The sequence below is a fragment of the Pseudomonas phytophila genome, assembly GCF_025643095.1.
Classification (GTDB): Bacteria; Pseudomonadota; Gammaproteobacteria; order Pseudomonadales; family Pseudomonadaceae; genus Aquipseudomonas; species Aquipseudomonas quasicaspiana.
In genome coordinates this window covers 5,473,136-5,490,283 of sequence record NZ_CP081201.1, presented here as the reverse complement: position 1 = coordinate 5,490,283, position 17,148 = coordinate 5,473,136, and the positions used below count along the sequence as shown (strand labels likewise).

Below are 17,148 nucleotides of genomic sequence, written 5' to 3'. Positions count from 1 at the left end.
GTATTATTATGCCGATGCCCGGACAGTTCATACGTAGGTTGATATATGGCCAGAAGCGTTAGGCTTCAGAAGAAACTTCATTCGCAGCATCTCATTGAGATAGCGGGAGAGGTGGTGCTTGATGAATGCCTTGTTGAAAATCTATGGGCGCTCAACAGCGGTGACAGATTTGAGTTGAACTCACGCTCCTGCAGTTTTGGAACCGTCCAGAAATACCACCTGGAATACGTGATAACGAGAGGCCCGCTACCTGGGCACTGGCTCTACAAAGAATTTGACCCAGAGGAGCTGACATTGTTTTTTACTGCAAAAGACTTTGTCGGCATTTGCCATGGCTGGACCTTGTTTGACGATTGACCGTTCGGCGTTAGCTTTCTGGGGGGCAGCTTCTGGCTGATGTCTGCCTATCGTGAAAGGCGGGCATTTGCAATAAAATAACGCCCGTCCGGGTTGTAGGATTCATAAAATTAGCTCCAGGTGTACGACCCTGTTTTTCATCTGAGACCCGTCGATATAGAAAGCAGCCGTTCAAGCTGTGAACAAGTTTAGCCTCGCCCAACCCACCCTGTTTACAAATGCCTGCTGACACGAAGGATCCTGTGCATGCTCAAATCCCTGCTCGACAAAATCTTCAGTCGTCCTCTGACTCAGGAAGAATTTGCCAAAAAATTTATCGATTCAGCCCGCAAGGCTGGCTACAGCGAGGCCATGGACTTTCAGGCTAGCGAGTTTCGCATCCGTCATAACAATGGCTCGTACTTCAATCTTCATAACGCCTTTCACGACTATCAAAATGGAGACAAGACCCAGAAGGTCGCAATTCTGAATGGGTACGTATCGACTCTGTTGGTGTCTGGCCAGAGAACCGGGACGGTCTTTGAAAACGTGAAATCGCAATTACGTCCGGTGATTCGAAATCTTGCCATGCTTGAGGAAATTCGACTGGAGCACGCCAGAAAATCATAGCGACAAGCGGCACGATGTCGTTTATCAGCCCTTGGGCCGCGACTGTGTGATTATGCTTGCCGTTGACTCTCCCGAGTCCACCGCCACCCTTACCAGCGGCCCTGAAGCGCAGTGGGGTGTCACAATGGATGAGGCAGTGGCGATCTCCATTGAGAACTTGCGCGATGCTACGCACGATGCCTTTGGTGAAATTATCCCTGGGCTTTACTCCGCGGAGTGGGCGGACGGATACGACAGCAGCAGAGTCTTGTTGCCAGATGTTCTACAGCGCGCACCCGTTAAAGGTCGACCGGTGTTCATGATCCCCAGTCGTGACGTCTTGATGGTCACGGGCGACAAGGACGAGCAAGGCATCCGTCAGATGGTCGAGCTTGGTTTCAAAGCGCTTGAGAGGGGCAGGGCAGTCTCCACCGACATTTATACCTATGACGGGCGCGATATCGTCCCATTTCACCCTGATGATGATGCGGTCAATAACCGTCTGGCCACGCTGGAACATCTGCTGCTCCAGGGTAGCTACAGTAATTAGAAAGAGTTGCTCGATAAGGTCAATCTTGAAACGAGCGTCGATGTGTTTGTTGCCTCGTACCTTCTCTACGAGCTGACTGACCAGAACGGCAAAACCGTATCGATCAGCACTTGGACAAAAGATGTGCCTACCCTATTGCCCAAGAGTGATCGCATCGTGTTGGTTGACCCCTTTGAGGGTGGGGAGCCGACAGTCAAAACCGTTCTATGGAGCGAACTTGAATCCCAGCTTGGCGATCTGCTGACTACAGAAGCTGGCTATCCACCTCGCTATCGGACACTAGGATTCCCTTCAGCAGAGCAGCTTGATCGCTTGACTGCCTTGTGAATGACACTCCCAATTATCCAGCGAATGCAATTGATCAGATCCTTGGTGTCACTGACGGTGCCGCCTTGTTGAGCAGGTTTAACGTCGAGGCCAAAGCCATTCCGGATAGCTCAACCGGGATGACCGCTCCTGGCATCATCCAGGCACCAGGATAATATTGCGAGTGGCAGGAGAGCGCAGGTGATCGCTAGAACCGACCTTAAGAGGAACTCAATGAAGTCGACAATCTGTAAGGCAATCGCCTACATGCTACTCATGTTTTCCCTGCCCACATGGAGCAACACGCTCCCCGATATCGTGGTGCTTGGTGACGACGCCCGCGTGTTATTGCTGAAACAATGCACGCAGCCATGCCGTTCCGGCGCGAACAGCGTAGCGACTGCGCCACTGGGCAGTTCCGCCTCAAGCATCGCCTCCCTGGCCCAGCGCGCAAAGCATGCGGTGATTGTGGTCGACGCAACACGAGGCCCGCTGCAAATTATTCGTGAACATATCCTGATCGCCCGGCAGGCGGGAGTGCCCAGCCTGTCTTTGTTGTTCGTCAACACCGGCCGAGTGAAAGACAGTGAATTGCTGAAGATGGAAGAGCAAGAGGCCCGGGCAGTGCTGAGCACCTATGACCTGCACGGCGATCAGGCTGCGCTGTTCACGGTCAAGACCTTGTGGCGCGGTGGCGATGAGTTAAGCGACGCTCTTGCTGCACTCAAAAATACCCCTGATCGGCCGGAGGAATCTCTCGCTTTTATCAACGGTCAGCAACTGGCGACGTTTATCTATCTGCTAACGCCGCTAGAGTCGAAGTGGACGTTGGCACTGCAAAAAGACAGTCCCGTCACCGTCTGGATAAACGGCCGCGTTAGCCAGGGGCGGGTGTCGTCGACCCATACCCTCAACCCTGGCGACAGCGGCGACATGTCGCTGCAACTTGGCGCGCCGGTTTCGGCGGCTACCGGCTCACGCTTTTTGCTGGAGCGGGAGGGCAGAATTATTGCGTTGGGGGTGGTGAAGGGAGTTGGTGTTCAGGCCGCACCTTAGGCACTCAATCAGCATGCAAATAATCTCTGACAGGACTTCTGGGTAGTCTAATTCTATCGGTCGTTTCTGGCCGAAAGCGAACCTTATGGACACTCTGGGCAACTCCCCGACAAACCCTCAGTGGCGGCTCTGATGGCCGAGTATTGCGGCGTGGACAGAAGTTGTCGCCTGACCTCCAGCGCTATAGCGCCATAGCCTTTCCCAATACCTTTCTTCGATACCGAGTAGTCCTGCTGAGCAGAGATATCCTCCCAGCGGTCAACGGCTTGAAGTTCTCGGTGTGTGATATCGGTGTCAATCTCGAACGCAATGAAATGTTCGGTTTGAGTGAGCAGTCGTCCAAACAAGCGAGGCATTACGCGCTCAGCTATCAATCAGGCCGGAACTCGACCGTTGCGCCCAAAGCCTCCAGCCGGTCACGCAACTGGCGCAGTTGAAGTCTGGTGCCACTTCCTGCCTTGAATTCAGGCGCGTCGGCAAGTGCCAGTGCTTCTTTCAATGACAATTTGCTCCCTTTGCTCCCTTTGCTGACTAGCTGAACGACCTTGAGCTTATGGAGACCAAAGGCAGTAACGATCAAGTCGCCGCTTTCAAAATCAGCCGGATCATAGACACTGATTTCAGGTGTCGATTGCTCCAGAAGCTCTGCTTCCTGACGCGCATCGATGACTTCACGCCAGTACTGATTCGCAGAGCCGATCTCCGCCATGATCAAGCGATTGAATTCGACGGCGTCATCATTCACTTCTGCCAATGCTTCCAGCAAACGGCGAAAAGCCATAATGCTCGGCGCTATCTGTATGGCGTCCCACCGACCTGCTCCGTGGGGTGCGGTATAGACGGGATAGCCGCTTGAAGCTTCGGTCGCGGCAATAAAAACCGGGTCATCCAGCCCGGTCATTGCGAGGACATACCAGTCGGGATTCCATTCGCCTTCAATGTCGGATACCAGGCTTTCGCCGGTATTCCCGTGGGTCCGGAAGCCAGCCTGAAAATCATCAAGACGATCCGGTTTGGCATAGTGCGTGGGTAAAAGAAGATCACCCACAACGACGCCATTGGTAAGAAATTCTCGGATGTCTTCGTGGGCCAGATTCATACGTCGATAGATCTCCATAGTCTTGAGTTGTCAGTGAAATAATTCACCAGACAATGGGTTCGTCGTTCCACGCCCAAAAGGTCCCGCTGTCGGACGGTCCATGCGCTCCTACCAACTCAATAATGCGGTCCGCCGAGAAAGCCGGTTCGAACAGTTGGCCTTCAGGCACGTTCGCCTGGAATGGCTTGGACAGATCCGTGTCAGTCGTGCCTGGGTGTATTGCCAGAACAGTAGACGCAGGGTTTAGGCGTTTTAATTCGATACTGGCCGTGTGTAGTAACTGGTTGAGTGCAGCCTTGCTGGCTCTGTAGCTGTACCAGCCACCCAATCGGTTATCGCCAATAGAGCCAACCCTCGCGGAGAGTGCCGCGAAGGTCGAGGGTTGCTTGCGCAATAACGGGAGCAGGTGTTTAAGCAGCAGGATTGGAGCAAAGGTGTTGGTCGCAAAGCTCGCTTGCATGCTCGCAAGGGTCAGTTGTGCCAGACCCTTTTCTGGTTTTGCGCCGTCCTGATGAAGAATGCCCAGCGCACTGATGACGAGGTGCAGATGATCGCATCCTTCAAGCGTCTCGCTCACGAGTGTTTCGAGGGATTGCTCATCGCGCGCGTCGCAGTCGGCTCGTTTCAGACGGTCGCCATATTGCTCTGCAAGCTTTCCCAGTTCTGTGGAGGTACTTGCCTTTCGTGCTACGGCCCAGACTTGAGCCACATCATCGCGAGCCAGCAAAGCCGCGCAGAGTGCCAGGCCGATACCTCGGCTGGCTCCGCAAACCAGCACGTGAGCTTCGCTGTTCAGTTCGGGTATCAAACTCATAAGGCACCTTGAGGGGCATGGCTGAAGTATTGTTTATGACTCAGTTTCCGTTAATGAGCTAATGAAGCTGACAAGTCAAAACCCAATACGTTGTGCCACTATATTATTCAACCTGGATGCAGTTTTTTAAATGAAGGAATAGAAATGGCTGAAATCAGCAAGGTGCCTGCCCATTTGGCAGAGGAGCTCAAAGGTTTGATCCATCAAGGGCTCGGCTTACTGAGCCTTACTCAGGATCATGCTCCGGCTGACGTGGTTGAGGCAATTACGGCGCGGGTGCGTGAGTGCAAAGCGAGTGGCACAACGCTGCCCGAAGGCGAAATATTCGCGCTTGGCGCGTTGCTCGGCCAACAGTACGTAGAAGGGCAGGGCTGGCACTGGGGCGATGTCGTTTGGGATTATGATGAGACCACTGCGGCGGTCGGCGTGCTGAACCACGACAACTCACTGTTCATCAACCCTATTGGCTGGGTGGCAGAAGTGATGGAGTCCGAGGGCGGCGTCGGCTTCATGCTCAACTACAACATGGTCAGCGTGCACCAGGTCCCGGTATTCGATCCTGATAGCGCCACAGGCTTTTACTGACTGCTCACTCTGGAGACCACACAGCCGCAGCTCCAGTCGTGCATCTGATTTCGAATGCGCTTTAGTCACATCGCCGCATCTTACTCGGCAAGAGCATCAAGGCTCCGACTCTGCGCTTGCGTATCGGCCTTGAGATATTGTTGAACTCAGATGCGGTCCCCACCAGCCGGGCCTTATTCACTGATACGTGGACGAGCACTCTTCGCACCTTATTGACCGTGGCCCCGCCCTTAGCCTGACAAGTCCGGAGTATCGTCGGTAAGTGCGGATACAACTTGGTTGTGTACCCCGAAACATATCTAAGGGCCTCAATGGCCATTGGTCGAATCCTGGGGCTTGCATGACGGGAAGGTTGAAGGGCAACTGACCGCTATCGACGCAAAGCAGGCTGATCGCTGAGCGGCAAACTCTATCGGAATGCCGCTTCAGAGGGTAATCAAGCTGTCATGGCGCGATTTGTCGCAACAATTTGCTCATGGGTGAACTGGCTGCCGGGAGTCATAAACCTGGCGATCAGCGTGTCGCGGTTTTGAGGCGACCGTGCCTTTTCTGCCGCGTTAAGCGCCAATTTCAGCTCTGGCAAGGTCAGTTCAGTGCAGTAAGCCGGAGTGCCTGGTTGCTGACACCACGAATCTTCAAGGCTGCCAGAGTCAAGGGCAGTAAATCCCGTATCTTCGACAAGATCCTGTGCGATTGCCTCTGCGAGACTGTCTCCCCCAGCTACCGGTAGGGCTATACGCGTCAAAGACCCATCGGGTTGACCTTTGTCAGCAAGGGTCGCTGCGAGGGCTGCGTTCCATGCCTTGACGACCGGGCGGCCAATCTGCTCACTTACCCACACACTCTCTGGCTTGCCGTCGTCAACTTCTTTGATTGCCCCGTCGCGCCCTGGGTAGTAATTGGAGGTGTCGATGACGACAGTGTTCTGAGCAAGTTGACTCAAGGTCTTTTTGAGATCCGGGTATTTTGCGAACGGGATCGAGAGGATGACAACGTCTACCTGGGACACGGCCTCTTCCTTGGTCACCGCTTTTGCGCCGATTTCCTTGGCAAGGTGTTGAATGCTCTCAGGACCTTTTGAGTTTGCCAGTTTGACTTCATGGCCACATGCAGCGAGCTTGCGGGCAAGGGTCGCTCCAATGTTACCTGCGCCGATAATTCCGATTTTCACTTTAGTTACCTCTTCACCTGCAGCAGTATTTTGATGAGCTTCATGGTTGAGTGTGCGAGTGACTCAATTGTACCGTGCAGCCTCTGCGATCTAGCGGAGGCATGCCTGTCGCCTCGCTCTTTTGAATAAGGTTTATCAAGAATGAAAGGTAACGCTTTCGGTTATCGGCACACGGTCCATATGCATGCGGTTACCGGGAGCGCTGTCGTCTGGGTAGCCGAATGAGATCCCAAACAGCATTTTCATTTCTTCAGAGATACCTAGCGCCTCTCGGATCGTAGCGGCATAGAAACCAAGCGAGGTTTGTGGAATGCCACCTAAACCTCGGGCAGCAAGAGACAGTAGAAAGGTCTGCCCATACATGCCAATGTCACCAGCAGTTCGAACATTGTCACCAAATACTGGCATGAATAAAAAAACGGCCTGGGGAGCATTAAAAAAGGACACATTTAAGGCTGCGGCACGACGGCGCCCTTCCTTGTCCTCACGCATAACGTTCATCGCCTCGTAGTAGGCTTTGCTCTGTGCATTCTTGCGATCCCCATAAACGCCGTAAAAGGCATCCATATCGAACGAAAAGTCTGGTGTGAATTCGGCAGCATCGTTTTTTGCATGAAGAATATGCGAAAGCTCTTTCAGTTTTTGCCCTCTAACGATGTGTACATCCCACGGCTGTGTATTGCAGTTGGAGGGCGCACACTGTGAATCCTTCAACACTTCCTCAATGATGTGGTCGGGTACAGTGGTATCTAAAAAACCACGAAAAGACCGCCGTGTGCGGGCCGTCTTCTGGAATTTCAGGGTGTCATCCAGCGCCGTATTGGCGTTGAATCTAGCGATTGAATTGGTCATGACGCCCTCGTACAAGTGTGAAAAATGTTCAATCAGTCGCCGGATGGCCGAGCGCATCTAATGTGCGCCGAAGCTCATCGATACCCCGCTCATCAAGCTGGCAAGCCGACTTGATTTTGCTAGTGATCCCCTGAATGTCAGCCTCTAACATGCGGCTTTCAGGTGTCAGATCGATCATCACGCGACGTTCGTCAGCGGGATCCCGCGTGCGAGTGAGGAGACCCGCAGCCTCAAGCCTCTTGAGCAACGGGGTTATGGTTCCAGCGTCCATCGCCAAGCGGGTTCCAAGAGCACCTACAGAAAGTGGCGAGCCGTTTAGAAGCTCCAGGACCACAAGGTATTGCGGGAAGGTAAGGCCTAACGGCTCCAGGTAAGGTTTGTGCAATCGCACCATCCGATTTGCCGCCGCATAAAGCGCAAAAGAGAGCTGCATACCGACGTGTTTCCGATTGGAGGTCATTGAATAGCTCGCTATTGTATAGTGCGCTATATATTCAGGAAGCGTCTCTCCACTGTCAATGGCCGCTGATTGCCTTCGACGAATTGTCGAATCGAATAGGGCTTGCAGCCCTGGGTCTTAGGCGTGTGCCGGGTGGGTAGACAGACTCGATCTGGCTACCTGAGTCACAGAGCGCTATCCATAGCAATCGTTTCACTCTGACGGTGGTTTGTATCCCGCAAGCATTTTCAAGACTTGGTCATGTGAACCACTCGCTTCAGCAAACCTTAATGGTTTGGCACGCTCAACGACGAGTTCCGGTGGGGTCGGAGAAACCTTGAGCAGTTCAAAAATTTCGTCTAAAAACTCTTCCAAGGGCATCGCATGCTCATCATTTTCCTGCCCAAGCAGAGTGGTACGTACACCTGGCGGCGCAAGCTCGATAACTTCGACTGATGAGGTTTCGAGTTGAACGCGAAGACTTTGAGTGAACGAATGAACTGCCGCTTTAGTTGCGCTATAGGTCGGAGTGGCAGGGAGGGGTACGAATGCCAAAGCCGAGCTGACGTTAACAATCGTTGCACTGGGCTGTTTCATAAGATGGGGAGTAAATGCATACACCATCCGGATCGTGCCAAGCAGGTTGGTGGTCACAATGTCTTCGGCTGTGCTCAGGTATTGCTGATCAGTCAGGTCCTCCCAATGCATGATTCCAGCGTTGTTTATAAGGACGTTCAGATCTGGATGGCTGACTGCTAGTGCTTCGATGGTTCGCTGGATGGAGTGTGGATCGGAAACGTCCAGCAGTACTGATTTGATACCCGGATGATCAGAGGCAATTTTGTCGAGCAAACCCTTGCGACGGCCCGCAATGATGACTTTGTTGCCTGCTTGGTGAAGCCTGAGCGCCAAGCCAAGGCCTATGCCTGAGGTGCCGCCAGTAACCAGAATCGTGTTGCCAGTGGTGTTCATAGTAAACTCCAGATGCAATGCGCAAGTGGACAGATGTCCACTTGCGGAAAATAGCGGACAATTGTCCGATTGGCAATGCGGTGATGGAAAACCTTTCTCATGACTGACAAATTGGTGATGCGAGCTGACGCCAAAAAAAACCGTGAACGGATACTGGAAATCGCAGTAGTTGAGCTTACTGTCGATCCCGCGGTTCCGTTGAGTACGATTGCCAAGAAAGCGGGTGTAGGGCAGGGCACGTTCTATCGCCACTTCGCCACTAGAGAGAAGCTGGTATTCGAGGTCTACCAGTTTGAAATGCAACAGGTGGCATCGTTGGCGGAGCAGCTCCTCGCGACAAAACCACCCAAGGATGCCCTGCGAGAGTGGATGGACTGCCTTGCTGAATATGCGATGACAAAGGCAGGACTCGCTGCGGCGATACAACAAGCGGCGTCTATCTATGAATTCCCAGGGAAGTCGGGATACGCTCCAGTCCAGGGTGCCGCCGAGTTACTTTTGAGGGCAAATGAAAAAGCCGGAACGATTCGTAGCGGAGTGACCAACGACGATTTCTTTTTAGCTATTGCCGGGATATGGCAGATGGATTCCCAGAGCGAATGGCGCCCCCGCCTCGCCAGACTGATGGAGCTAGTGATGGATGGTCTTTCCTCGGGCAGCCCCGAAAGCCTGACGGAAAAAACGTCCAGGTAAAATGCCAAGTACAGCATCAAACGGCCTGGAACACGGAGTGCAACTAACAATTTGGTGAAAGCCACTCTGCAAAAAAAGTACGAATTTGCCCCTTCCAATCGGCTGTCCCCTGATCCCGGTGCATCGCCCGTATTTGCCGATGTCCGAGGGTTACCTCCCATCCTTGTGTGGATCGGGGAAAACGAAGTGATGCTCGGTGACGCGATGCGCTTCGCCAGCCATCTGGGGAGAACCGGGTACGTGTTTCCCTGGATGTGTGGCCAAGGATGCTTCACGTCTGGCATATGTTGCAGCCATTTTGCCGGAAGGGATTCAAGCAGTTAAAAATGTGACCGTGTTCTTGGATCAGGCGATACGAAATAGCCAGCCTCACTGAGTCCTTCCTCCAAGGGCTTTCAGGTAAGCAGGTGAATATCAGCTATCTGTTCAGCGACAGCGTATGGCCGATTCCTGCCTGTTACGGAAGGCCACTTCCGACCCAGAGCTGTCATCCGCTCCTGGCAATTGAGTTCATGTGTCCACTTCATTTATCAGTTTGCGCCAGCCATCCCTTGCCTCCTGCTCCGAAGTAAAGACTTGTACTTTTGGATACCAGAACGGCCCCTCAGATACGATGCATTCCAAAGTTGAGTCCTGAAACGTAAAGACATAGTGGATGGCATCTTCTACAAACAGTCGCTTATCGTGTCGCGGATGAATGGCGTTTCTCTGCTCAAGCTCTGCCAGCCAGGGCGAATTATCCACCCGATGAATCTGGTATTGCTTGAGGCCAAGTCCAATCAATGGATGGCCGCCCAAAGCCTCATCGTTTGGCCAGCCGAACTGGATTTTTTTTACCAGGGGAAAATGGATCAAAACTATTTCCTCCCCATCGGCGCAGTACCGCAAACATAGCTGTGTGTCCGTGGCGAACACCACGGGTTCGGGCGACGTACTGGGCTGTGGCCAGAAGTCGAGCAGCACTACGGTCGGGAGTGTCATGGGAAGCCTGGTGAACGAAAGGGGTAAAGCAGAGTGCGAGAGGGACGTGTTGTCGTCAAACGTTTCTGATCGCGACAGGGCGCTTTTGGCGGTTCTCTACCAGCCGTTTGAGGCAGAAAACGTGATGTGCTTTTCGATCAAATTGCCCCCCGGGGTCATAGCTTTACTCCTGATCGCGCCAGATATAGGCTGACGACAAGTTGCTGACTCAATGCTGGCAGCCACGGCACCAATCATTTATCACAAGAACCGGAGTGATAAAGATTTCACAGCAGAATATCGCTCTAACAAATCTTCTCCACATTCAGTCGAATTCCACTGTCCCTTGCAGCATTTACAACCGTTTCGGAGATGAGAGGATCAATCCATATAATTTTATCAACAAAGAAAAAGTCCAACCCTTTGACTTCTTGTTCATTGATGCATAATTTTTTTATACCCCTGACCTGATAATCCGTAGACAGATCGCCGTTTGCAATCCTGTCTAAAATCATGGGTTTTCCTGAGTACTCGGAATTGAGATAATCAAAACAGATCAACTTGTTTTCAGCATGAGCCAGGAAATATCTATTTTCCGTTGCGCTTCCATTGAAATAGCTGGAATTTACCATGAGAAAATCCAGGGCAACCTTATGGCTGCTCAGTATTTCTTTCAATGACTCCGACACGAAAAAAGCACCGCAAGTTGCAAGAAAGAAATCCGCCTTTAGCTTTTTCACACGCTTATCTAGCTTCAGGTTAACCCTGGTTTCGGCCAAAAAAAACTTCTTGCCCACCTGATAGTACTCTGGAAGCCTAGGGACGAACTCAACATCCGCATCGACGAGGCTGTCGGCTGTCCCTTCATGTCGAAGAACATAATATTGCATGGCACATCTCCTAACGAGTAGATCGGGTACCTTTAGGTCTCGGATCCGTATTTTGCCAATTCAACTTGATCAGCCCCTAGATCATTTTCATGCTGCGCTCCACCGCCGTAATTGTCTCAAGGTTATGGCTGTCAGGCACAGCAGATAGATTACCGATTTCTGTTCAGCCACCTGCGTATGTAGAACCGACTCCGTGATCCCTTGCTGTGATTTATGAGGCTTTTATCGTGGGGATTGCCCATGAGGCGCTTTATCCAAGGTGAACACCTAAGTCTAGGCACAATATCTACTGCTATCTCAACCGCATTCATTCGAGCCGAAGACCGGGGCGAGAATATTCCAAGGCAAGCATCTGTCGTAGTAGGATGCGGCTTTAAGCAAAAGTAGCCTCGCCATGGATGTTCAAGCGCTCGAGCAAAGCAACGTCTTGTCGATCACAGTGGATCAGGCCCATCGATATTTTGAGATGGTTGTTAGTGCGGACGACGAGAGCAAGTACAAGCTGATGGCATGGAACGCCGACGGTACTGAGCTCACCATCAGGCTTGGCGCTCTTGATGTTAAGGATTCAAGGGGACTTGGAGAGCTTGAAGGGATAAACATTGTTGAGAATGTTTTATTCCTTGAGGGTGATTTTGGAGATATGGCGATCCACGCGACTACAGTTTTGGTAGAGAAGCTTTTTTAAATCTGCCTCCGTGCCCGGCACCGCTTGATGTGCTTATGAAGGAGTCAAGCATGCAAACATTAATGGTGGTCTCTCGACTTTTCCCTGATTTGCTAAATGGAAACAAGAGGTCAACGATCCGCTTCGGCGAATCGCACATAGTTCCTGGCTATTTGCGTTATGTGTGCGAAGGAAAGCCTGGTCAAACGACTGTCGTGTGGGTCACCCGTTGCACGTACATGCCTTTGAACGAGGCGGCCGCGTTCTGTGGCATGGAGGCCATGTGGCCGCCAATGGTTATGCTCGAGGGGATGCGGGAACACTACCCTAGTATTCAATTGTCCGACACGGTTCAGGTCGTTGAGCATTACACACCTGAGCAGACCAAGAACCTTGGCCAGCTTGGCCAGCTATGTGTATTAGGGAGCTGAGGTGTATTGGAGCGTTTATGTTCATCTGAGCATGACCGTTTCACTCACCTCAATCACTAGATCCCGATAGCTGCAATTGGCCGATTCCTGCCTGTCGTGGCTGGTAGCAATTGGTCAAAACTCGGAAATACACCCATCGAGTTTCTTCACGCTTTGAGAATTTGCTGACGCGCTTTTACACATTCAGGGCTGGCAAGTAGAGGTGGGAAATGACCTCGACTCTTTTCTAAAGTAGGTGCAAATAGTGACTACCTTCGTTCTTCAGGATTGTGATGTTGGATGGGTCGCCACCGACGCCCTCGGGCAGGTTGCGCTCTTCACTACGGGCGGCCCCGGGCCGGTTCCTGATTCCGCTCTGCCCTCCGTCGAAAACTCCGAAGAATTTGTCCTTTCATTGCCGAAGGTGTCCGATGTATATCGGGCCAGTGCCCAAGCTGGCGCAAACGCCTTCGTTGAATTTGCCAAACGTGGATTCTTTGCATACGACTGGTCGGACGTTCATCGCGATTCCGGACAGGCCTTGAGGGGGTATGAGTTGCAATACCGGCCACTGAATCCACGGACACTTTTCGATTTGCCTGCCCCTTTACGGGCATTGGCTGAGGTTACCCGGCTATCTGACGTAACCTTCGGAGCATCCATCGTAGTGATAGGTGATCAGATTCTTTAGCCTTCACTTGGCAATTAGCGACCGCCTTTGGGGCCGAATGCACTCGGATAGCGATCATTGCATCTACGCAGTACGATGCACGCTTACTGATAATTATTAGAGTCAACTCATGCTATTCCAAGGTTTCGTATTCGGTCATATCGAGGTTGAGACTAACGGTCGCGCTTACGATCTGCATAACTTCTACCAAGCCAGCGCCATTAATTACGATGTATTGGATCGATCGGTTGTACTCAGCTTTATTCGACGGACTGACGCGTGGGTGCCGATCGAAGAAGCACGCAAAATTACTTTCAGATTCCATGACGTCGAGTACTTTTCAGCGAGTGGGGGTAATGCAAATCCAATTGACGACGACAGCAGTGTTATTCAGTCAATTGGAACGGTGGATCCGGAAGCCGATACACAAGCCTTTTACCTCACGGACAACATCCAGCCAGATCATCACCTTGTCATGCGGTTCGAGTCGGGTCTGACACTAAGAGTGCAGGCCGTCGAGGCACGGTGTGAAATAATTTTTTGAACGGCCTACCTTCCACCTCCACTTCGAATGGCCTGTCGCGACCGACGGCTTTCGACCCATAGCGATCATTAAGAGCTTGCCCTGCCAAAAGGGAGTTTTAAGGTCAGACCTTCTTAGCCTAGTCGCTGCTGCTGCCCATCAGAATCCATCTTTTCCCATACCCCTGAATATCGAAAGAGAAGTCCCAGAATACCGGGTACGCCGGATGGCCTTCGGTTAGACAGAATGAAGTTATGGCGCTGGCTTGGTCGAGGTGCACATACGTGAGTAGGGCCTCAAGGAGGATCATTATTTCTGAGCGCTTTGCTGTTAGATCTACTGGACCATAACCGCCATCCCCCAGGTGCAGCAGGTTCTCAGTAATCTCGCGGCGGGCTTGGCTTGCAGTTACGCAGGACTGGCCACCAATGATTACTTCGTTACCAGTGCAATGGGACAGTTGCTCCTGAAGCGTTCTGCTTAGATCAAAAGGCCCGTAGGTGTTAACCCAAACGGAATAGTTGAAGCCCTCCAAGAGATGCTCAAGCCTGAGAATTTCGTCTGAGCGGAAATCTTGGGTAATACGCATATTGGCTCCATCGATCAGCGCTTGGCCCTATATCGTGAGCTAAAATCTAAAGAAACGGTAGGACGCCACAAGTCTTGCTGCGGCCTCAACCGCTGTGGAGAGCGTTAACTTATCCAACAAATTTCCGCTTGTGGTTGCGAGCAGCAGACTGTGGACAGGTAGTCGCTGATGTCTCTACTGTGGTCGATCCAGTGACAGTACAGCGGTAGAAATGAGTGGTCATATTGGAGGTCGCAATTGATCGTGAATGCGTTCATGCAGGAGATGATCTGGCAAACCATGCGACGTCAATCTCATTCGATCTATCAGCAACGCTGCGTGCCTTGATAATGATCATACTTAAACCCTCAGGATTTCACGGATGCATCACATGAAAAAGGCGGTTGTTGTACTGGCAATCACGGGGCTCATCGCAGGGTGTCAAACCTCAAGGCCACCAAGCCTCATGGAAAATAGTATGGCCAACGTCCAATGTATGCTGTTTGAGGGCGCTAAGGACCCCACCGCGGACGAGGTCCAATACATTCGTAACGCCAGTGATAACGGCAACGTGCGCTGTAAGACCACTCTCGGTAGTTTGTATGAGTTCGGTCGTGGCGGCCTGCCGCAAGATTTTGGCAAGGCTAGATCGCTCTATGAGTCCGTCGCCGCCGTGGATGGCGTCGGTAACGAGAAACTGGCACTCATGGCCGAGAACGGCCACGGGCAGGCGCCTGACGATGTCGAAGCGCGACGGCTTTATCAGTTGGCACTGACCAACAGCGACAGCGATAAAAGTAAACTCGCATTGGCCAGATTGATGGAGGAGGGTCGCGGTGGCTCGCAGGACTTGTTCGGGGCAATGATGTATTACGTGGAGGCCAGCCAGAATGCCGGTGATGTCTCTTGGAAGGGCATTCAGCGTATCCGCGCCAAAGGACTGGTGCTAACGGCTGAACAGATCCAGCGCTATAGCGAGGTCTGGACTGATACCAGTCGCAAGAGTCTCAATCGCCTGACAATGTACACCGAGTTTGCCTTAAATCAGCAAGTCCAACACGGCAGCGTCAGTAAACCGGTGACTCTGCAAGTACAAGGAAAATCTGGTTCGAATGTGCCACAAATCGTATTGATCGAAAGTTCGGGCAACGCTGACGTCGACCAGGCCGTAGTCAAGGAGTTCGGGCAATATCGAATTCCTGCCGAGCCGATATTGCCGTCAGGCCAGAAATCCTGGTCGTCCGAGCGTTCTGTCAAAGTCGGTTTGAATTGAAGCGCTAGAACCATTTGCCGAGACCGAAAAGGGGGCGGATTTATTTCAGTTGTTAATTCGGCTGTCGCTTAAACCAATCCGCCCTGTTTTGTCTTTGGGTTGATGTTGTGAGTCTCCGCTGGGTTTGTAGATAGGCCTCATAATCATGCCCATCAGGAGGTGCCTACAGAAATCGGCGTTACCCCGAAAAATTCAAGATTGAAGCAGTCAAGCAACTCACCGAACGCGATTTTGATGTTGCTGATGTGGCGTTGCGTTTAGCCTGGAAAGCTTGCTGAGATCTGAGTGACTGCTTCGAGCCGATTGCAAACCTTCGTGAGAGACAGAAATCGGCCACAAACCGCCTGGCGAATGAAGAGCGCTCCCGGCCATAACCTGTCGTTCATCTGTCTCTATAAAATCCAGGCGCCGCTCGGTGACTATTAACGGGAGTAAAAGGTGATTTCAGACAGCTTGCGGAGTGTGAACCAGCAAATCGAAAAAACGATTGTTGCACTTCGAGACAAGTGCAGTGCGTCTGATGAAGTCGTCGTAGCTGATTACTTGAAGCGGTACGAGGCAAGTCTGGCGCTAATCGGGATCGGCTCAAAACAAAAACTGGAGGCGAGCTTGAAGGGGCTCTTGAACTGCACGCGGGGCTACCTGGAAACCACCAGTCATCATGATCAGGAATTTCTTGCCGAAATGTATGAGACGGAACGACTGATCAAGCAGCTGCTGAAGGACGAGCTACTTTGAGTGGGTTAAAAAGCCTGACGAGTTCATCGACCAAGCGCACCGGATTGGTATCGCTGACATAGTGGTTGAGGCTCTCGGGAAGCCGCTGGTCGCGCGGCTTCAAGAGAGCCTCTTGGTGCCGCTACCCAACAGATAGCAGGGAATCACAATGGCCGAATACCGTTATACGAACGCGGACAGGTTGAGTCAGCTCAAGGAACTGGAGTCAGTACTGCCCGAATTGATACGGGTCGCTGGTTCTACTCCGGCGATGACTTACGTTGAGGATTATCGTCTGGCGCTCGCGAAGGTTGTTGAGCTTCAAAAAGAGGGTTTTACCCAAAATCAACTATCGGCCCTTGGGCGAGCCATCCCGGATGTTTTCAATCGACATAAAGAATGGATACCTCCCATGCACCAGACAGCGACAGGTGAGTGGGTTGAGCACGAGTGGTGGACGTTGCTCGATGAGAAATTACAACCTGTCCTGAGTCTTGCCAGAACGTTACAAACCCTTGGGTACTACTAATTTCCTGCGTCAGCGTTGCTGATGTATTCGCTTCGGATCCTGATGGCTTCGTTCTTAGACGCTTTTACTCTCCTCGCATTGCTCGGCCGTTACAGGTTTGAATTGCACTGAACGCTCTATCCCCAGCGAACTCCAAATCTTGCCCGGGCGCTCAGATTCAGCTTTCGCGTCGATGGGTATTTGAATCACTGCCCAATCAAGGAAATCCCATGACCGACCCACGCAACGTCGCCCACGACAAAAAAGTTCAGCAAGAGAAAAAGAATCACGGCGAAGAGATCGCGCCGAATGCAGAGCACGCACCTCAGCCAGGTATGAAGCCTGCGCTCAAGCATGATGAAGACGAGCAAGATGAGCAGGCTTGATCCTGACACTCATCTGATGTGGTAGCTGTAATTGATGGCGCTGGCTGAAGTTAGCTGTCGCTATCGAAGTATTCTGCGCTGCGTGGTAGCGCTG

25 protein-coding genes and 1 pseudogene are annotated in these 17,148 nt (G+C 52.1%); 17 read left to right on the top strand and 9 right to left on the bottom strand.

Annotation, left to right across the window (positions count from 1 at the left end; translation table 11 throughout):
- Positions 1 to 45 precede the first annotated feature (45 nt).
- The 5 genes from K3169_RS24875 (at position 46) to K3169_RS24855 (ending at position 2,857) form a co-directional block, all read left to right on the top strand.
- Complete coding sequence (locus tag K3169_RS24875) at positions 46 to 357, top strand: hypothetical protein (RefSeq protein ID WP_099270565.1); 312 nt, start codon at positions 46 to 48, stop codon at positions 355 to 357.
- Positions 358 to 603: 246 nt separating this feature from the next.
- A complete protein-coding gene (locus tag K3169_RS24870) occupies positions 604 to 966 on the top strand; it encodes a hypothetical protein (protein ID WP_263268498.1) in 363 nt (120 codons plus the stop codon).
- Positions 920 to 1,495, top strand: a complete 576-nt coding sequence (locus tag K3169_RS24865; protein ID WP_317633746.1) for a DUF1444 family protein — start codon at positions 920 to 922, stop codon at positions 1,493 to 1,495. Before K3169_RS24870 ends, K3169_RS24865 begins: the two co-directional genes overlap by 47 nt.
- Before the next feature lie 6 nt (positions 1,496 to 1,501).
- Positions 1,502 to 1,822: a hypothetical protein gene (locus K3169_RS24860; protein WP_263268495.1), complete on the top strand. Its 321-nt coding sequence runs from the start codon at positions 1,502 to 1,504 to the stop codon at positions 1,820 to 1,822.
- Positions 1,823 to 2,035: 213 nt separating this feature from the next.
- The gene (locus tag K3169_RS24855) at positions 2,036 to 2,857 is read left to right on the top strand and encodes a hypothetical protein (RefSeq protein WP_263268494.1); all 822 of its coding nucleotides are present in this window, start codon (positions 2,036 to 2,038) and stop codon (positions 2,855 to 2,857) included.
- Positions 2,858 to 3,227: 370 nt separating this feature from the next.
- Here K3169_RS24855 and K3169_RS24850 read toward each other — a convergent pair whose 3' ends face one another.
- Both K3169_RS24850 and K3169_RS24845 read right to left on the bottom strand, forming a co-directional pair.
- Positions 3,228 to 3,956: an SMI1/KNR4 family protein gene (locus K3169_RS24850; protein ID WP_231675265.1), complete on the bottom strand. Its 729-nt coding sequence runs from the start codon at positions 3,954 to 3,956 to the stop codon at positions 3,228 to 3,230.
- Positions 3,957 to 3,999: 43 nt separating this feature from the next.
- Positions 4,000 to 4,770, bottom strand: a complete 771-nt coding sequence (locus tag K3169_RS24845; protein ID WP_231675266.1) for an SDR family NAD(P)-dependent oxidoreductase — start codon at positions 4,768 to 4,770, stop codon at positions 4,000 to 4,002.
- 144 nt (positions 4,771 to 4,914) lie between these two features.
- Between K3169_RS24845 and K3169_RS24840 the strand changes: the two genes are divergently transcribed.
- Positions 4,915 to 5,355, top strand: a complete 441-nt coding sequence (locus tag K3169_RS24840) for a hypothetical protein (RefSeq protein ID WP_263268493.1) — start codon at positions 4,915 to 4,917, stop codon at positions 5,353 to 5,355.
- 436 nt (positions 5,356 to 5,791) lie between these two features.
- Here the strand turns inward: K3169_RS24840 and K3169_RS24835 are convergent, their stop codons facing one another.
- The 4 genes from K3169_RS24835 to K3169_RS24820 form a co-directional block, all read right to left on the bottom strand.
- The gene (locus K3169_RS24835; RefSeq protein WP_411567013.1) at positions 5,792 to 6,526 is read right to left on the bottom strand and encodes an NADPH-dependent F420 reductase; all 735 of its coding nucleotides are present in this window, start codon (positions 6,524 to 6,526) and stop codon (positions 5,792 to 5,794) included.
- A 135-nt stretch (positions 6,527 to 6,661) separates the two neighbouring features.
- Positions 6,662 to 7,378, bottom strand: coding sequence for a nitroreductase (locus tag K3169_RS24830; RefSeq protein WP_263268492.1), 717 nt, complete (start codon positions 7,376 to 7,378; stop codon positions 6,662 to 6,664).
- Positions 7,379 to 7,406: 28 nt separating this feature from the next.
- Positions 7,407 to 7,838 carry a MarR family winged helix-turn-helix transcriptional regulator gene (locus K3169_RS24825; protein WP_263268490.1) on the bottom strand — a complete coding sequence of 144 codons (432 nt, stop codon included), beginning with the start codon at positions 7,836 to 7,838 and terminating at the stop codon, positions 7,407 to 7,409.
- A gap of 192 nt (positions 7,839 to 8,030) precedes the next feature.
- Positions 8,031 to 8,789 (bottom strand): SDR family oxidoreductase, encoded by a 759-nt coding sequence (locus K3169_RS24820; protein ID WP_263268488.1) that lies wholly within the window; start codon positions 8,787 to 8,789, stop codon positions 8,031 to 8,033.
- 99 nt (positions 8,790 to 8,888) lie between these two features.
- On the opposite strand from K3169_RS24820, the gene K3169_RS24815 reads away from it, so the two are divergent.
- Both K3169_RS24815 and K3169_RS29890 read left to right on the top strand, forming a co-directional pair.
- Positions 8,889 to 9,482 carry a TetR/AcrR family transcriptional regulator gene (locus tag K3169_RS24815; protein ID WP_263268487.1) on the top strand — a complete coding sequence of 198 codons (594 nt, stop codon included), beginning with the start codon at positions 8,889 to 8,891 and terminating at the stop codon, positions 9,480 to 9,482.
- A gap of 54 nt (positions 9,483 to 9,536) precedes the next feature.
- Positions 9,537 to 9,806: an alpha/beta hydrolase fold domain-containing protein gene (locus K3169_RS29890; protein ID WP_263268486.1), complete on the top strand. Its 270-nt coding sequence runs from the start codon at positions 9,537 to 9,539 to the stop codon at positions 9,804 to 9,806.
- A gap of 186 nt (positions 9,807 to 9,992) precedes the next feature.
- Here K3169_RS29890 and K3169_RS24805 read toward each other — a convergent pair whose 3' ends face one another.
- Positions 9,993 to 10,337, bottom strand: a complete 345-nt coding sequence (locus K3169_RS24805; RefSeq protein ID WP_231675269.1) for a hypothetical protein — start codon at positions 10,335 to 10,337, stop codon at positions 9,993 to 9,995.
- A 410-nt stretch (positions 10,338 to 10,747) separates the two neighbouring features.
- Entirely contained in the window at positions 10,748 to 11,332 is a 585-nt protein-coding gene (locus K3169_RS24800) for an imm11 family protein (RefSeq protein ID WP_263268485.1), read from the bottom strand.
- Between the two features lie 394 nt (positions 11,333 to 11,726).
- Between K3169_RS24800 and K3169_RS24795 the strand changes: the two genes are divergently transcribed.
- The 4 genes from K3169_RS24795 (at position 11,727) to K3169_RS24780 (ending at position 13,623) form a co-directional block, all read left to right on the top strand.
- Positions 11,727 to 12,020 (top strand): hypothetical protein, encoded by a 294-nt coding sequence (locus K3169_RS24795; protein ID WP_263268484.1) that lies wholly within the window; start codon positions 11,727 to 11,729, stop codon positions 12,018 to 12,020.
- 50 nt (positions 12,021 to 12,070) lie between these two features.
- On the top strand, positions 12,071 to 12,430 hold the full coding sequence (locus tag K3169_RS24790; RefSeq protein ID WP_263268483.1) for an ASCH domain-containing protein: 360 nt from the start codon (positions 12,071 to 12,073) through the stop codon (positions 12,428 to 12,430).
- A gap of 244 nt (positions 12,431 to 12,674) precedes the next feature.
- Positions 12,675 to 13,100, top strand: coding sequence for a hypothetical protein (locus K3169_RS24785; RefSeq protein ID WP_263268481.1), 426 nt, complete (start codon positions 12,675 to 12,677; stop codon positions 13,098 to 13,100).
- Between the two features lie 109 nt (positions 13,101 to 13,209).
- A complete protein-coding gene (locus tag K3169_RS24780; RefSeq protein ID WP_263268479.1) occupies positions 13,210 to 13,623 on the top strand; it encodes a hypothetical protein in 414 nt (137 codons plus the stop codon).
- Between the two features lie 118 nt (positions 13,624 to 13,741).
- On the opposite strand, the gene K3169_RS24775 is transcribed toward K3169_RS24780, so the two are convergent.
- The gene (locus K3169_RS24775) at positions 13,742 to 14,191 is read right to left on the bottom strand and encodes a hypothetical protein (RefSeq protein WP_263268477.1); all 450 of its coding nucleotides are present in this window, start codon (positions 14,189 to 14,191) and stop codon (positions 13,742 to 13,744) included.
- Positions 14,192 to 14,648: 457 nt separating this feature from the next.
- On the opposite strand from K3169_RS24775, the gene K3169_RS24770 reads away from it, so the two are divergent.
- The 5 genes and pseudogenes from K3169_RS24770 (at position 14,649) to K3169_RS24750 (ending at position 17,054) form a co-directional block, all read left to right on the top strand.
- Positions 14,649 to 15,443: a tetratricopeptide repeat protein gene (locus K3169_RS24770; protein WP_231675274.1), complete on the top strand. Its 795-nt coding sequence runs from the start codon at positions 14,649 to 14,651 to the stop codon at positions 15,441 to 15,443.
- Positions 15,444 to 15,616: 173 nt separating this feature from the next.
- Positions 15,617 to 15,703 (top strand): annotated as a pseudogene (locus K3169_RS24765) (transposase); the annotation flags it as partial.
- A 178-nt stretch (positions 15,704 to 15,881) separates the two neighbouring features.
- On the top strand, positions 15,882 to 16,181 hold the full coding sequence (locus K3169_RS24760; protein ID WP_263268475.1) for a hypothetical protein: 300 nt from the start codon (positions 15,882 to 15,884) through the stop codon (positions 16,179 to 16,181).
- A gap of 148 nt (positions 16,182 to 16,329) precedes the next feature.
- Positions 16,330 to 16,689: a hypothetical protein gene (locus K3169_RS24755; RefSeq protein WP_263268474.1), complete on the top strand. Its 360-nt coding sequence runs from the start codon at positions 16,330 to 16,332 to the stop codon at positions 16,687 to 16,689.
- A gap of 209 nt (positions 16,690 to 16,898) precedes the next feature.
- A complete protein-coding gene (locus K3169_RS24750; protein WP_080238097.1) occupies positions 16,899 to 17,054 on the top strand; it encodes a hypothetical protein in 156 nt (51 codons plus the stop codon).
- Positions 17,055 to 17,148 lie beyond the last annotated feature (94 nt).

What these genes read in the sequence shown, in the direction of transcription:
- K3169_RS24875 (WP_099270565.1), top strand. Translation starts at nt 46, where the DNA reads ATGGCCAGAAGCGTTAGGCTTCAGAAGAAACTTCATTCGCAGCATCTC.
- K3169_RS24870 (WP_263268498.1), top strand. Translation starts at nt 604, where the DNA reads ATGCTCAAATCCCTGCTCGACAAAATCTTCAGTCGTCCTCTGACTCAG.
- K3169_RS24855 (WP_263268494.1), top strand. Translation starts at nt 2,036, where the DNA reads ATGAAGTCGACAATCTGTAAGGCAATCGCCTACATGCTACTCATGTTT.
- K3169_RS24850 (WP_231675265.1), bottom strand. Translation starts at nt 3,956, where the DNA reads ATGAATCTGGCCCACGAAGACATCCGAGAATTTCTTACCAATGGCGTC.
- K3169_RS24845 (WP_231675266.1), bottom strand. Translation starts at nt 4,770, where the DNA reads ATGAGTTTGATACCCGAACTGAACAGCGAAGCTCACGTGCTGGTTTGC.
- K3169_RS24840 (WP_263268493.1), top strand. Translation starts at nt 4,915, where the DNA reads ATGGCTGAAATCAGCAAGGTGCCTGCCCATTTGGCAGAGGAGCTCAAA.
- K3169_RS24830 (WP_263268492.1), bottom strand. Translation starts at nt 7,378, where the DNA reads ATGACCAATTCAATCGCTAGATTCAACGCCAATACGGCGCTGGATGAC.
- K3169_RS24825 (WP_263268490.1), bottom strand. Translation starts at nt 7,838, where the DNA reads ATGACCTCCAATCGGAAACACGTCGGTATGCAGCTCTCTTTTGCGCTT.
- K3169_RS24820 (WP_263268488.1), bottom strand. Translation starts at nt 8,789, where the DNA reads ATGAACACCACTGGCAACACGATTCTGGTTACTGGCGGCACCTCAGGC.
- K3169_RS24815 (WP_263268487.1), top strand. Translation starts at nt 8,889, where the DNA reads ATGACTGACAAATTGGTGATGCGAGCTGACGCCAAAAAAAACCGTGAA.
- K3169_RS24800 (WP_263268485.1), bottom strand. Translation starts at nt 11,332, where the DNA reads ATGCAATATTATGTTCTTCGACATGAAGGGACAGCCGACAGCCTCGTC.
- K3169_RS24795 (WP_263268484.1), top strand. Translation starts at nt 11,727, where the DNA reads ATGGATGTTCAAGCGCTCGAGCAAAGCAACGTCTTGTCGATCACAGTG.
- K3169_RS24790 (WP_263268483.1), top strand. Translation starts at nt 12,071, where the DNA reads ATGCAAACATTAATGGTGGTCTCTCGACTTTTCCCTGATTTGCTAAAT.
- K3169_RS24780 (WP_263268479.1), top strand. Translation starts at nt 13,210, where the DNA reads ATGCTATTCCAAGGTTTCGTATTCGGTCATATCGAGGTTGAGACTAAC.
- K3169_RS24775 (WP_263268477.1), bottom strand. Translation starts at nt 14,191, where the DNA reads ATGCGTATTACCCAAGATTTCCGCTCAGACGAAATTCTCAGGCTTGAG.
- K3169_RS24770 (WP_231675274.1), top strand. Translation starts at nt 14,649, where the DNA reads ATGGCCAACGTCCAATGTATGCTGTTTGAGGGCGCTAAGGACCCCACC.
- K3169_RS24755 (WP_263268474.1), top strand. Translation starts at nt 16,330, where the DNA reads ATGGCCGAATACCGTTATACGAACGCGGACAGGTTGAGTCAGCTCAAG.
- K3169_RS24750 (WP_080238097.1), top strand. Translation starts at nt 16,899, where the DNA reads ATGACCGACCCACGCAACGTCGCCCACGACAAAAAAGTTCAGCAAGAG.